The 13,352-nt window shown below is 65.6% G+C and carries 11 protein-coding genes; 9 read left to right on the top strand and 2 right to left on the bottom strand.

Annotated features, from left to right (window positions below; genetic code table 11):
- Window positions 1-24 precede the first annotated feature (24 nt).
- From GGQ67_RS13960 to GGQ67_RS13920, 9 genes are all read left to right on the top strand, one after another.
- Entirely contained in the window at window positions 25-2,952 is a 2,928-nt protein-coding gene (locus GGQ67_RS13960) for an aminotransferase (protein WP_183900757.1), read from the top strand.
- 37 nt (window positions 2,953-2,989) lie between these two features.
- Window positions 2,990-3,631: a dihydrofolate reductase family protein gene (locus tag GGQ67_RS13955; protein ID WP_183900756.1), complete on the top strand. Its 642-nt coding sequence runs from the start codon at window positions 2,990-2,992 to the stop codon at window positions 3,629-3,631.
- Window positions 3,632-4,154: 523 nt separating this feature from the next.
- Window positions 4,155-4,349 (top strand): hypothetical protein, encoded by a 195-nt coding sequence (locus GGQ67_RS13950; RefSeq protein WP_018899167.1) that lies wholly within the window; start codon window positions 4,155-4,157, stop codon window positions 4,347-4,349.
- A gap of 153 nt (window positions 4,350-4,502) precedes the next feature.
- Complete coding sequence (locus tag GGQ67_RS13945) at window positions 4,503-5,498, top strand: P1 family peptidase (protein ID WP_183900755.1); 996 nt, start codon at window positions 4,503-4,505, stop codon at window positions 5,496-5,498.
- A 41-nt stretch (window positions 5,499-5,539) separates the two neighbouring features.
- Complete coding sequence (locus GGQ67_RS13940; RefSeq protein WP_183900754.1) at window positions 5,540-6,457, top strand: LysR family transcriptional regulator; 918 nt, start codon at window positions 5,540-5,542, stop codon at window positions 6,455-6,457.
- Between the two features lie 173 nt (window positions 6,458-6,630).
- Window positions 6,631-8,160 carry an ABC transporter substrate-binding protein gene (locus GGQ67_RS13935; RefSeq protein WP_183900835.1) on the top strand — a complete coding sequence of 510 codons (1,530 nt, stop codon included), beginning with the start codon at window positions 6,631-6,633 and terminating at the stop codon, window positions 8,158-8,160.
- A gap of 629 nt (window positions 8,161-8,789) precedes the next feature.
- Window positions 8,790-9,737: an ABC transporter permease gene (locus GGQ67_RS13930; protein ID WP_183900753.1), complete on the top strand. Its 948-nt coding sequence runs from the start codon at window positions 8,790-8,792 to the stop codon at window positions 9,735-9,737.
- A 46-nt stretch (window positions 9,738-9,783) separates the two neighbouring features.
- Window positions 9,784-10,602, top strand: coding sequence for an ABC transporter permease (locus GGQ67_RS13925; protein ID WP_183900834.1), 819 nt, complete (start codon window positions 9,784-9,786; stop codon window positions 10,600-10,602).
- 46 nt (window positions 10,603-10,648) lie between these two features.
- The gene (locus GGQ67_RS13920) at window positions 10,649-12,040 is read left to right on the top strand and encodes an amidase (protein WP_183900752.1); all 1,392 of its coding nucleotides are present in this window, start codon (window positions 10,649-10,651) and stop codon (window positions 12,038-12,040) included.
- Here GGQ67_RS13920 and GGQ67_RS13915 read toward each other — a convergent pair.
- A complete protein-coding gene (locus tag GGQ67_RS13915) occupies window positions 12,033-12,890 on the bottom strand; it encodes a C40 family peptidase (protein ID WP_183900751.1) in 858 nt (285 codons plus the stop codon). The genes GGQ67_RS13920 and GGQ67_RS13915 overlap by 8 nt on opposite strands.
- Window positions 12,891-12,906: 16 nt before the next feature.
- Window positions 12,907-13,251: a MarR family transcriptional regulator gene (locus GGQ67_RS13910; RefSeq protein WP_018899175.1), complete on the bottom strand. Its 345-nt coding sequence runs from the start codon at window positions 13,249-13,251 to the stop codon at window positions 12,907-12,909.
- Between the last annotated feature and the right edge of the window lie 101 nt (window positions 13,252-13,352).

Genomic DNA, 13,352 nt, shown 5'->3' with positions numbered 1-13,352 from the left:
CGAATCGCGCGGTGGGGGAATGCCATGACCGATGAAACGCTCGCTCGGCGTCTCGAGCTTCCGTGTCCCGACGTGACGGCCGAGGAAGCCGGAGAGATCCTGCAGTCGCGCTATGGCCTGTCGGGCACGCTGAGTGAGCTCGGAAGCCAGCAGGACCGCAACTACCGCGTCGATACCGGCGAGCAGGCTTACGTCCTGAAGATCTGCCACATGGTCTACGAGACGATCGAGCTCGAGGCGCAGAATGCCGCGATGCGTCACCTCGCCGGCATCGAGGGCGCGCCGCGCGTGCCGCGCGTGGTCGCTTCCACCGATGGCCAGGACATCATCGCCGTCGTCGTCCGCGACCAGACCTATCAGGTCCGGCTGCTGGAATATCTCGAAGGCGAGGGGTTGAGCGGCCCCGCGCATCTTCCCGGACAATCCGTGGCGGCGCTGGGTGCGCTCTGCGCCAATCTCGCCAGATCGCTTGCCGATTTCGATCATCCCGGCCTCGACCGCAACCTGCAATGGGACCTGCGCCGCGCCGGCCCGGTCGCCGTCCAGCTCTTGTCGGCGATCACCGATGGCGCCGCGCGCGACCGCATCGCCAAGAACATGGTCGCCGCCGTCCGTCGCGTGCAGCCCTTCGCGCCGGCGCTGCGCCTGCAGGCCGTCCACCATGATGTCACCGGCGACAATGTCGTCAGCCGCCGCGACGAAAAGGGCCGCCTCATTCCCGATGGCGTCATCGATTTCGGCGATATCATCCGTGGCTGGCTGGTCGGCGATCTCGCCGTCACCTGCGCTTCGCTGCTGCATCAGGCCGATGGCGACCCCTTCTTCGTGCTGCCAGCCGTCAAGGCCTATCACGAAATCTATCCGCTGAAGGAAGAGGAGCTCAGGGCGCTGTGGCCGTTGGTCGTCGCCCGTGCCGTCATCCTGGTGGCGAGCAGCGAACAGCAGATCTCCATCGATCCCGAAAACGAATATGTCCGCGCCAACCTCGTGCTTGAGCAGCGCATCTTCGATACGGCCATCGCCGTTCCCTTCGATCTCATGGAAACGGCGATCCTGAAGACGGCGGGCGTCGAACTCCCCACTGTTGCGACCGAGCATTGGCACCCGCTGCTGCCCGATCTCGACCTTCAAAACATGCTCTATGTCGACCTCGGCGTCGAAAGCCAGCACTTCGCCGCCGGCAACTGGGGTCAGGGCGACATGGACTGGCGGCTGCTTGCCCGTGCCGCCTCAGAGGCCGATGCCGCCGCCACCCGCTACGGCGAATACAGATTGTCGCGCTCCCGCCTGCTGAGCGCCCGGCCGTCGGCCACCTACGCCCTGCATGCCGATATCTGCCTGGCCGCCGGTAGCGCGATCGCGGCGCCCTTTTCGGGACGCATCAGCTGGCAGAACCACCATCTCGTCCTCGAGGGCGCCGATATCAGCCTCCATCTCGACGGTATCGATCCCTCGGTCGAGGACGGCGCCGAGCTTGAAGCCGGTCAGGCGATCGGCGCGGTCTCGGGCGAACAGGGCTCGCTCGGCGGTCTCAGGGTGCAGCTCTCGACGCTGAAGGGCACCGAGCCGCCGCTCTTCTGCACGCCCGCCGAGGTCTTTGCTTGGTCGGAGCTTTGCCCGTCGCCGGCAGCGCTGCTCGGCCATGGCGTCGAGGCGCCGAAGCCCGTCGACGCGGAAATCCTCGCCGTGCGCACGGCCCATTTCGCCGCCGCCCAGAAGCATTACTACGAGACCCCGCCGCGCATCGAGCGCGGCTGGAAGGAGCACATGTTCGATGTCGAGGGCCGCGCCTATCTCGACATGGTCAACAACGTCACCATTCTCGGCCACGGCCATCCGCGCCTTGCCGATGCCGTGGGCGAGCAATGGCTGCGGCTGAACACCAATTCGCGCTTTCACTATGCCGCCGTCGCCGATCTCTCCGAGCGGCTGGCAGCCCTTGCGCCTGAAGGGCTCGACACCGTCTTCCTGGTCAATTCGGGATCGGAGGCCAACGATCTGGCGCTGCGGCTTGCCTGGGCCCACACCGGCGCGCGCAACATGCTGAGCCTGCTCGAGGCCTATCACGGCTGGTCGGTGGCAAGCGATGCGGTCTCCACCTCGATCGCCGACAATCCCCGGGCGCTGACGACGCGGCCCGATTGGGTTCATCCCGTTGCCGCGCCCAATACCTATCGCGGCGAGTTCCGTGGACCGGATTCGACCGGCGACTATCTGCAAAGCGTACTTGCCGCGCTGGAACTGATCGACGGAAGCGGCGAGCGGCTGGCGGGCTTCATTGCCGAACCGGTCTATGGCAACGCCGGCGGCATAGCGCTGCCGGATGGCTATCTCGCCGCCGTCTATGGCCAGGTGCGCGCCCGCGGCGGCGTCTGCATCGCCGACGAGGTACAGGTCGGCTATGGCCGGCTCGGCCATCATTTCTGGGGCTTCGAGCAGCAGCAGGTGGTGCCCGATATCATCACGGTCGCCAAGGGCATGGGCAACGGCCACCCGCTCGGCGCCGTCATCACCACGCGCGCCATCGCCGATTCGCTGGAGAAGGAGGGCTATTTCTTCTCCTCCTCGGGTGGAAGCCCGGTCAGTTCCGTCGTCGGCATCACCGTGCTCGACATCATGGCCGACGAGGCGCTGCAGCAGAATGCCCGCGAGATCGGCGATCGGCTGAAGGGCCGGCTGGTGGCCCTGATGGATCACCATCCGCTCGTCGGCGCCGTGCATGGCATGGGGCTTTATCTCGGCGTCGAGTTCGTCCGCGACCGCGCGACGCTGGAGCCGGCGACCGCCGAGACGGCGGCGATCTGCGCGCGGCTGCTCGACCTCGGCGTCATCATGCAGCCGACCGGCGATCACCTGAATGTGTTGAAGATCAAGCCGCCGCTCTGCCTGACGGCCGAAAGCGCCGATTTCTTCGTCGACATGCTGGAAAAGGTGCTCTCGGAAGGGTGGTGACCGCTATCCGAGGATAGCTTCTCGAAGGGAGAGCGCGATGGCAGTTCGTATCGATCTGATGGTCTCGCTGGATGGTTTCGCCACGACCACGGACCAGACGCCGGAAGTCCCGTTCGGCGAGGACTGGCCACGGCTCGTGGGCGCTTACATGGCCACGCGGACATTCCGCGAGCGGGTGTTCAAGGACACCAGCGACAGCGGCACCACCGGCCTCGACGATGACTACGCGCGGGCCTATTTCGAGAATATCGGTGCCGAGATCATGGGCGCCGGCATGTTCGGCCTGCATAATTTTCCCGACGATCCGGACTGGCGCGGATGGTGGGGCGACGAGCCGCCCTTCGGCTGCCCGGTCTTCGTGCTCACGCACAGTGCGCGCCCGTCGATCGAGATGGCCGGCGGCACCACGTTCCATTTCCTGAGCGCCACGCCCGTGGAAGCGCTCGAGCGGGCGACGAAGGCTGCCAACGGCAAGGATGTGCGCGTCGGCGGCGGGCCGACGGTGGCGCGCGATTTTCTGAAAGCCGGGCTGGTCGATCGGCTTCATGTCGCGATCACGCCGATCCTTCTCGGGCGCGGCATCCGCCTGTGGGACGATTTGCGTGGCCTGGAAGCGGGTTACACGGTCACATCGGAAACCGCGCCCAGCGGCACGATCCACCTGACTTTCAGGCGCTAACAGGCCTCTGACGCCCGTTAACCATTTCGGTCATTTCGAGGCTTACCGTCTTTTAATAAAAAGCCCCATTGCCGGAATCAGATGCACTCCCTATCTCTGGCTGCGAGCGACGGAGAGTTCCGTATCGTCATACCAAGTGCACAAAGACCTGCTAATGGTCTTCTCGTGAATTCGGCTTTGGCGGAATGATATTTTCCTAATCGCCGACATTTTGACACGTTTCGGAATATGTTTCCGACAGTCCGTTATGTATTCTCTACAAATAAAGTAGATTATACGGAACACCAACCGCCGGTCCCGGCATGCCCGGGGCCCGAAGCAAGCACGACGCGGAAGAAAGGAATGAGACATGAACGACTTTGAAATTCTTGCCACGCTCCTGATGCGCCCGGTGCTTGGCAATGACCGTCCGGGCGCTCTCTCCCGCCCGAACTGTCGAATGTGACCTTCGTCCCCCCTTAAACGGTAAAAGACAAGTCAATTCGCCATCGCCGACGCACTCCGCGCGGCAGGAGTTCTATGCATGAAAAAAGAAGTTATCGAATACGCAGGCGTGCCCGTTGGCATCGTCATTCCGGATGAAAACCGGCTGAAATTCATCGCCGTGAAGTATCACGTCCACGATCTCGACGAGCAGCACTTCAGTTCGCCGGCCGAGGTCAAGCACGCGATCCACGACCTGATGACCCGCCGTCATCCCAAACCCATCCATGCCTGAGGGCATGGTTCGATCCCGGCTTGAAAAGCCCGGGCGAAAACAATTCGAGAATATCCGACCGGTCCCGCCCAAGGCGGGGCCGGTCTTGTTTTTTGGCCGCCCATATCGTCCTATCGCCTCCTGCTGATCGGTATCGAGGAAAGGACGCCGCGCTTGCTCAATCTGCTCACCGACATCGAAGGCCTCTCCGTCGGCCACGCCACGGATCTTGGTTTGGGCTCCGGCGTCACCGCCATCGTCTTCGATAAGCCTGCGGTCGCCTCCGGCGTCGTGCTCGGCGGTGCGCCGGGCGGCCGTGACACCGCGCTGCTCGATCCCGCCATGACGGTCACCGAGGTCGATGCCTTCGTCCTGTCCGGCGGCTCCGCCTTCGGCCTCGATGCCGCCGGCGGCGTCCAGGCCGGCCTGCGCGCCATGGGACGCGGCTTTCCCGTTGGAAACCAGCGCGTGCCGATCGTCCCGCAGGCGATCCTCATGGACCTCCTGAATGGCGGCGACAAGGACTGGGGCCTGCAATCGCCCTATCGCGATCTCGGCTACGAAGCCTTCCGCGCCGCCGCGAAGGGATATTTCCCGCTCGGAACGGTGGGCGCCGGCACCGGCGCCACCACCGCCACCGTCAAGGGCGGCCTCGGCTCCGCCAGCGCCCGTTCGTCGGCTGGCCACACGATCGCCGCCATCGTCGCCGTCAATGCGCTCGGTTCCGCCACGGTGGGCGAGGGACCGCATTTCTGGTCGGCGCCCTTCGAACAGGACGAGGAATTCGGCGGTCTCGGCCTGCCGGAGATGATCGACGCGCGCGATACCGCCATGCGCCTCAAGGGCATGAACACCACGGCCACGACCATCGGCGCCATCGTCACGGACGCGGTGCTGACCAAGGCGCAAGCCCATCGGCTCGCCGTCATGGGCCATGACGGTTTCGCGCGCGCCTTGCTGCCGGCGCATCTGCCGCTCGATGGCGACACCATCTTCTCCGCTGCCACCGGCGCCAGACCGCTCGGCGGCCTGCCCGAATTTCTGGAACTCTGCCACCTCGCAACCCTGGTCATGGCCCGCGCCATAGCCCGCGGCGTCTACGGGGCGACGGCACTTGCCGTGGAAGGCGCCCAGCCGGCATGGCGGGACCGCTATGCCGATCGCCTGTGATCATTTAGAGAAGGGCATGGTCCGATTGCGGAGACGGTGAGATGCAGATACGCGCCCTGATGTATTTCGACGAACTGGTCCGCACCAATTCGATGCGCCAGGCCGCCGAGAACCTGAACGTCGCGCCGACAGCGATCAGCCGGCAGATCGAGAACCTCGAATATCATTTCGGCGCGCCGCTGGTGGAGCGCAGTTCGCGCGGCGTCAAGCTGACGGCGGCAGGCGAGCTGCTGGCCGCCCGCGCCGGCCGCACCCTGCGCGAGCTCGATCACGTCGGCCAGCTGATCGAGGATCTGAAAGGCCTGCAGGCCGGCCGCGTCGCCATCCACGCCAATGGCGCCACGGTCGCCAATCTGCTGGCCCCGGCCCTGGCCGCGTTCAGCCTCAAATATCCCAAGCTGCATTTCGAGGTCACGATATCGAGCGCCCGTCAGGCCGTCGAGGCGGTCAATGGCGGCGAGGCCGATATCGCCGTCACCCTCTTCGCGCCGCCGGTATCGGGCACCAAGATCCGCCTGCGCTCCGAGATATCCTATGATCTGATCGTCGCGACAGGCCATCCGGCCGCCGAGCGGCAGGAGGTCGGCCTCAAGGATATAGCCGACTATCCACTGGCCTTGCCCGACCAGTCCTTCGGCTTCCGCCAGGCCTTCGATGCGCTGTTCGAAAAGGCGGGGTTGAGCTTCGATGCCGTCTTCGTCACCAGCTCGCTGGAAATGCTGAAGGAGCTGGTGCTGAGCGGCGCCGCCGCCACCCTGCTTCCGGCGCTGACGGTGCGCCGCGAGATCGAGGCGGGTCAGCTGCGTGCCGTGCCGCTGGCGCCGAGAAGCGCCATCCGCACCCATGTCGATCTCTGCGTGGCGCCCGATCGCCAGCTATCCTTCGCCGCCTCCAAGCTTCTCGATTTCATCGAGCGGTTCATGCGCGAACGCGCCGGCGGGCCTGCCGGCAAGGAATGAGGGAATGCGAGGGTCGCCGGTGACGGCTCTGGGCTTGCATCGGGGGGAAAATTCCTGTGTAGCTCTTTCGGCTACACTGAGCACACAAAATCGTCATTGTGTGTGCACGGGCGCAATGACACTCTATCGGCAATCGGCCAGTTGCAGCAAGCGGCGGCCATGAAGGGGACATGATGATCAAGCTTTCGCTCGCGCCCTCCGCGCGCCTCGTTCGTCGTCTTTCGCTTGGGGTCGCCGTGTCGGCAGGACTGGCGATGCTGAGCCTGACGCCGGCCGAAGCCGCCAAGACCACGCTCAGCCTCGGCATGACCATCGAACCCACGGGCCTCGACCCGACGATCGCCGCCCCCGTCGCCATCGGCCAGGTCACCTGGCAAAACGTCTTCGAGGGTCTGGTGACCATCGACGAGGCCGGCAAGGTGCAGCCGCAGCTGGCGAAAAGCTGGGAGATTTCGCCGGATGGACTGACCTATACGTTCAAGCTGCGCGAAGGCGTCACCTTCCATGACGGGCAGGTATTCGATTCGGCCACCGCCAAGTTCGCGCTCGACCGCGCCCGCGGCAAGGATTCCGTCAATCCGCAGAAGCGCTTCTTCGCCTCCATCTCTTCGATCGATACCCCCGACGCCGCCACCCTGGTGCTGCGCCTCTCCGAGCCCACCGGCAGCCTGCTCTACTGGCTGGGCTGGCCGGCCTCCGTCATGGTCGCTCCGAACTCGGCCGCCGACGACAAGACCAAGCCCGTCGGCACCGGCCCGTTCAAGTTCGTCAGCTGGGCCAAGGGCGACAAGGTCGAGCTCGAAAAGAACGCCGGCTATTGGAACAAGGACGTGTCGGTCAAGCTCGACAAGGTCACCTTCCGCTTCATCGCCGATCCTCAGGCGCAGGCAGCCGCGCTGAAATCCGGCGACGTCGATGCCATCCCCGAATTCGCCGCGCCCGAGCTGATGACATCCTTCGACGGCGACGCCAGGCTGATGACCAAGATCGGCAACACCGAGCTCAAGGTCGTGGCCGGCATGAACAATGCCGAAAAGCCCTTCGACGACAAGCGCGTGCGCCAGGCATTGATGATGGCGATCGACCGAAAGACGGTGATCGAAGGCGCCTGGTCCGGCCTCGGCACCCCGATCGGCAGCCACTACACGCCGAACGACCCTGGCTATGTCGACCTGACGGCCAAGCTGCCCTACGATCCCGAAAAGGCCAAGGCGCTTCTCGCCGAAGCTGGCTACCCCGATGGCTTCAGCTTCACCATCAAGTCGCCGCAGATGGCCTATGCGCCGCGCAGCGCCGAGGTCATGCAGGCCATGCTCGCCGAAATCGGCGTCACCATGACCATCGAGCCCACCGAATTCCCGGCCAAGTGGGTCCAGGACGTGATGAAGGACCGATCCTACCAGATGACCATCGTCGCCCATGCCGAACCGATGGACATCGACATCTATTCCCGCGATCCCTACTACTTCAACTACAAGAACCCTGATTTCAATGCGCTGATGAAGAAGGTCCAGCAAACCACCGATCCGGCCGAGCAGGCAAAGATCTACGCCGAGGCGCAAACCATCCTCGCCGACGACGTCCCCGCCCTCTTCCTCTTCGTCATGCCCAAGCTCGGCGTCTGGGACAAGAAGCTGAAAGGCCTCTGGGAAAACGAGCCGATCCCGTCCAATGTGCTGACCAACGTCTCCTGGGACGAATAGGTGGCGGGAGGGTTTGTGGTGGTGGAAGAGGGAGAGGTTAGGGTAAGCGCAAGGCTGACTGCAGCCATCGAGCTTGCGGCCCCCTCATCCGCCTGCCGGCACCTTCTCCCCGCGGGGGAGAAGAGACTCGGGGTTGGCCGCTCGCTCCATCTTCCCTTCTCCCCCGCGGGGAGAAGGTGGCCCGAAGGGTCGGATGAGGGGGCTACGCGCGCTGAGTCCCCCACTTACGGCCCCGCCAAGATTACCCCCCTCTGCCCTGCCGGGCATCTCCCCCACAAGGGGGGAGATTGGCTCGGCTCACCCGCTCGCTGCGACCTCAACGTTCGGCGATGCCATTGCAACGATTCGATCTCCCCCCTTGTGGGGGAGATGTCCGGCAGGACAGAGGGGGGTATCGCGCCCACCGAGCTTGCGGCCCCCTCATCCGGCTGCCGCCACCTTCTCCCCGTAGGGGAGAAGAGACTCGTAGCGGGCCGCTCGCTCCATCTTCCCTTCTCCCCGACGGGGGTCCGAAGGACGGGTCGAGACCAGCGGCTCGACCCCGGTCAGTGGCCCGAAGGGTCGGATGAGGGGGCCACACGCGCTGGCGTCACCATCAGTCGCCCCGCAAAAGCCCCGCGGGCCGCCGCATGATAGCCCTCGTGCTCCGTCGCGTCGCCGGCCTCGTCGTCACGCTGCTCGTGGTCTCGCTGCTGATCTTCGCCGTCATGGACATGCTGCCCGGCGACCCGGCCTCGATCATGCTCGGTACCTCGGCCTCGCCGGAAACGCTGGCGGCGCTGCGTCAGGAGCTCGGCCTCGACCGGTCGCTCATGGTGCGCTACGCCGAGTGGCTGGCAGGCGTCTTCACCGGCGATCTCGGGCGTTCCTACACGTATGGCGTCCCCGTTGCCGGCCTCATTCTCGAGCGCCTCGCCGTCACCCTGCCGCTCGCCCTCATCGCCATCCTACTCTCGGTCGTCATCGCCATCCCGCTTGGCGTCACCGCCGCCTCCAGGCGCGGCGGCATTGTCGATGCGGTCGCGGCCGTCTTCTCGCAGGTCAGCATCGCCGTCCCCGCCTTCTGGGTGGCGCTGCTGTTGATCATCCTGTTTTCGACCACGCTTGGGCTGATGCCGGCGGGTGGCTTTCCGGGCTGGAGCGCGGGCGTCTGGCCGGCGCTGAAGGCCTTGCTGATGCCGGCGGTCGCGCTGGCGCTGCCGCAGGCGGGCGTGCTCACCCGCGTCACCCGCTCGGCGGTGCTGGACACGCTGCACGAGGATTTCACCCGTACCGCCCGCGCCAAGGGCCTGTCATCAGGCAGAGTGCTCTGGCGCCATTCGGTGCCCAACGCGCTGGTGCCGATCCTCACCATCCTCGGCCTGCAAGCCACCTTCCTGGTCGCAGGCGCAGTCCTGGTCGAGAATGTCTTCAATCTCCCCGGCCTCGGACGTCTCGCCTACCAGGCGCTGTCGCAGCGCGATATCGTCGTCATGCAGGATGTGGTGCTGTTCTTCGCCGGCCTCGTCATTCTCATGAACTTCCTGGTCGATCTCTCCTATCTCGCGATCGACCCGCGTCTGAGAAAGGGGATCTGAGTTGGCGCCCCTGGTCTCCACCGCAACAAATATCGGCCGCCGCCGCATGCGCGGCATCAAGCGCGTCAACCTCATCATCGGCGCCATAATCGTCGCCTGCCTCGTCGCCACCGCGCTGCTGTCGCTGGTGTGGACGCCGCTGCCGCCGGCCAAGATGCAGATCATTCACAAGCTGCAGCCGCCCTTCGGCTTCGGCCTTCTCGGCACCGATCAGTTCGGCCGCGACGTGTTGTCCATGCTGATGGTCGGCTGCTGGAATTCGCTGTCAACAGCCGTCGTGGCCGTCGCCATCGGCGGCACGCTCGGCACCATCGCCGGCCTCGCGGCGGCCGCCTTTCGCGGCATCTTCGAAACGCTTCTGATGCGCGTCTGCGACGTCATCTTCGCGCTCCCGCCCATCCTCTCTGCGATGATGCTCGGCGCCTTCCTCGGCGGCGGCCGGCTGACGGCGATCGCCGCCATCGCCACCTTCCTCATTCCGGTCTTTGCCCGTATTGCGCTGGCAAGCGCGCTGCAGGCCTGGAGCCGCGATTACGTGCTCGCCGCCCGCGCGCTAGGAAATACGCGGCTGGCGATCTCGCTCCGCCACGTGCTGCCCAATATCATGAGCCAGCTCATCGTCCAGGTCACCATCCAGCTTGGCCTCGCGGTGCTCACCGAAGCGGGCCTCAGCTTCCTCGGTCTCGGCCTTGCCCCGCCGGCGCCGAGCTGGGGGCGGATGCTTGCCGATGCGCAGACCTTCCTCGGTCTCGCCCCCTGGCTCGCCATTCTCCCCGGCCTCGCCATCGCGCTTGCCGTCCTCGGCTTCAACATGCTGGGCGACGGGCTGCGTGACCTGCTCGACCCCCGCGAGGCCAGCCGCTGATTGACGACGCCGCTGATTTGAAAATGTCCTTTTGAAAGACCGCGCCATGACCGAGATCGACCTGAGCATCCGCGAACTGAAGCGGCGCTTTGCAAGCAAGAGCCTGTCTCCGCTGGAATACTGGCTGGCGCTGGAGCCGCATATCGCCGCCTGGGAGCCGCACATCGCCGCGCTCTATCTCTACGATCCCGACGCCGCCCGCGCCCAGGCCAGGGCCTCCACCGAGCGCTGGGCGAAGGGCGAAACCCTGGGCCCGCTCGATGGCATCCCGGTGACGCTGAAGGAGCTGATATCAACCAAGGGCCAGCCCGTTCCGCTCGGCACCAGGGCGGTGGAGCTCACGCCGGCGCTCGACGATGCCCCGATCGCCGCCCGCATGCGTGAGGACGGCGCGATCATCTTCGCCAAGACCACATGCCCTGACTACGGCATGCTCTCGTCCGGCCTCTCGAGCTTCCACCCGCTCAGCCGCAATCCCTGGGATGTCAGCCAGAACCCGGGCGGTTCCAGCGCCGGCGCCTCGGCGGCGGCGGCGGCCGGCTACGGCCCCCTCCATATCGGCACCGATATCGGCGGCTCCGTGCGGCTCCCGGCCGGCTGGACCGGTATCTTCGGCTTCAAGCCCAGCCACGGCCGCATCCCCGTCGATCCCTATTATGTCGGCCGCTGCGCCGGGCCGATGACGCGCACGGTCGATGATGCGGCGCTCGCCATGGCCACGCTCTCGCGGCCGGACTGGCGCGACGGCACCAGCCTCCCGCCCAATGACTTCGACTGGACCGATCTCGACATCGACCTCTCAGGCATGCGCATCGGCCTCATGCTCGACGCCGGCTGCGGCCTTGATGCAGAGGACGAGGTGAGGGCGGCGGTCGTCGCGGCGGCGAAACAGTTCGAGCAAGCTGGCGCCGTCATCGTGCCGGTCGGCCCGGTGCTGTCGCGCGCGATGCTCGATGGGCTCGACAATTTCTGGCGCGCCCGCTTCTGGGGCGATATCGAGGGGCTGAGTGAGGAGCGTCGCGAGAGCATCCTTCCCTATATCTATGGCTGGGCCAAGGGTGGGGCCGATGTCAGCGGCGTTGCCGCCGTCAGGGGCTTCAACCAGACGATCGAGATGCGCAAGGCCTGCGGCGCGCTGTTCGAGGAGGTCGACGCCGTGCTATCGCCGACCAATCCCATCGTCTCCTATCCGGCCGAATGGGCCTCGCCGACCAACGATCCGGCCCGCCCCTTCGAACACATCGCCTTCACCGTTCCCTGGAACATGTCGGAGCAACCGGCCTCGTCGATCAATTGCGGCTTCTCCCGATCCGGCATGCCGATCGGCCTGCAAATCGTCGGTCCCCGCTTCGACGACATGCGCGTCCTGAGGCTGTCGAAAGCGTTCGAGACATGGTCCGGCGGCGTCACCGCATGGCCAAAGCCGCCGGTCAGTTGATCGGGCGACGATAGCCGTTGGGCTGCTCGTAGAGCCAGCCGATACGCTGGACGGCCTCTTCGAAATTCTCGCGCGTCACGGTCATCGTGTGGCCGGTCGCATGCAGGATCGTTTCCGCATCCTCCATGATCGCCACATGCCCCTTCCAGAACACCAGGTCGCCGCGTCGCAGTTCATCGCGGGTGACAGGTGTGCCAAGCGCCGAGGCCTGCATGTCGGTATCGCGCGGCGCGGCGCGGCCGGTGATCAGCATGGAAAGCTGCACCAGGCCGGAGCAGTCGATCCCGAGCCCGGAGCGGCCGCCCCAGAGATAGGGCGTTTCGATGAAGCGGCCGGCGATATCGACATAGTCCTCGCCATCAAGCGCGCCGATCGGCTGCACATGCTTGGCGAAGATCGCGGTGCCGTCTTCCAGCGTCACATAATGGTTGCCGCGCGCCTCCGCGGTACCGGCCACGGCCACGCGGCTGCCCATCGAAAGAATGCTGTTATAGGGTTTGCGCAGTTCCGGTTCGCGATAGAGGAAGGTACGCTGAACGGTGACGATATGGGTCGGAGAGGGCGATGTCTCGCTCACCGTGCTCTCGGGTAGATAGCCGACGTAATTGTCCGATCGCGCCTTGATCCAGCACCATCCCTCGGCGCGGTCGAGCACGGTCACGTCCTCGCCGAACAGCAGTTCTGTGTCGATACCGATGGTCGCGTCCGGCCGCGGCCGCAGCCCCACGACCGGGACCGTGATGCGCGCCGGCTTCCCGTCGGTAAAGCGCCGGGCCGCGACCTGTCCTTCCAGTCCGCGCTCGGCGAGGTCGTCCCTGAAGGCGTGCAGGCGGCGGTCGAGCGTGGTCATGGTCTTGTCCTCAAGGTCACAGCCGGCGCCCGTGCTCGCGCACGCGGTCGCCCAGTTTTTCCAGATAAAGCGCGCCGCCCACGGTGCGCTTGATCAGCACGTTGCGCCGGTCGCTGTCATCGCGCACCCGGTCCACCAGCCCCATCTCGCCCATCGTATCGAGCGCCCGGGTGATGACGGGCTTGGTGACGTTGAGTTCGGCGGCCAGTCCGCGCACGGTATGCGGCGGCGGCACGAGATAGATATGCAGCAGGATCGCCATCTGGCGCAACGTCAAATCGCGGTCGTCGTGGCGAACCTGGTCGAGCGAGACGCCATGCCAGAGCCCGAGCGCCTGCGATGCGGTCAATTCGATCGGCACGGCCCCTCCCGCATTCGTTACGCCTGCGTTCCATTTTCCGGCACGCATCCCCGCAACGCAATGGGGCGGCTGATCTGCCGCCCCACAGGGTGAATAAAATT

The organism is Rhizobium metallidurans, assembly GCF_014196505.1.
GTDB lineage: Bacteria > Pseudomonadota > Alphaproteobacteria > Rhizobiales > Rhizobiaceae > Rhizobium > Rhizobium metallidurans.
Note: the sequence above shows the minus strand (reverse complement) of the source record. Positions and strands in the feature narration are given on the sequence as shown.

Coding starts and splice junctions, on each gene's coding strand:
- GGQ67_RS13960 (WP_183900757.1), top strand. CDS start 25: ATGACCGATGAAACGCTCGCTCGGCGTCTCGAGCTTCCGTGTCCCGAC.
- GGQ67_RS13955 (WP_183900756.1), top strand. CDS start 2,990: ATGGCAGTTCGTATCGATCTGATGGTCTCGCTGGATGGTTTCGCCACG.
- GGQ67_RS13950 (WP_018899167.1), top strand. CDS start 4,155: ATGAAAAAAGAAGTTATCGAATACGCAGGCGTGCCCGTTGGCATCGTC.
- GGQ67_RS13940 (WP_183900754.1), top strand. CDS start 5,540: ATGCAGATACGCGCCCTGATGTATTTCGACGAACTGGTCCGCACCAAT.
- GGQ67_RS13935 (WP_183900835.1), top strand. CDS start 6,631: ATGATCAAGCTTTCGCTCGCGCCCTCCGCGCGCCTCGTTCGTCGTCTT.
- GGQ67_RS13930 (WP_183900753.1), top strand. CDS start 8,790: ATGATAGCCCTCGTGCTCCGTCGCGTCGCCGGCCTCGTCGTCACGCTG.
- GGQ67_RS13925 (WP_183900834.1), top strand. CDS start 9,784: ATGCGCGGCATCAAGCGCGTCAACCTCATCATCGGCGCCATAATCGTC.
- GGQ67_RS13920 (WP_183900752.1), top strand. CDS start 10,649: ATGACCGAGATCGACCTGAGCATCCGCGAACTGAAGCGGCGCTTTGCA.
- GGQ67_RS13915 (WP_183900751.1), bottom strand. CDS start 12,890: ATGACCACGCTCGACCGCCGCCTGCACGCCTTCAGGGACGACCTCGCC.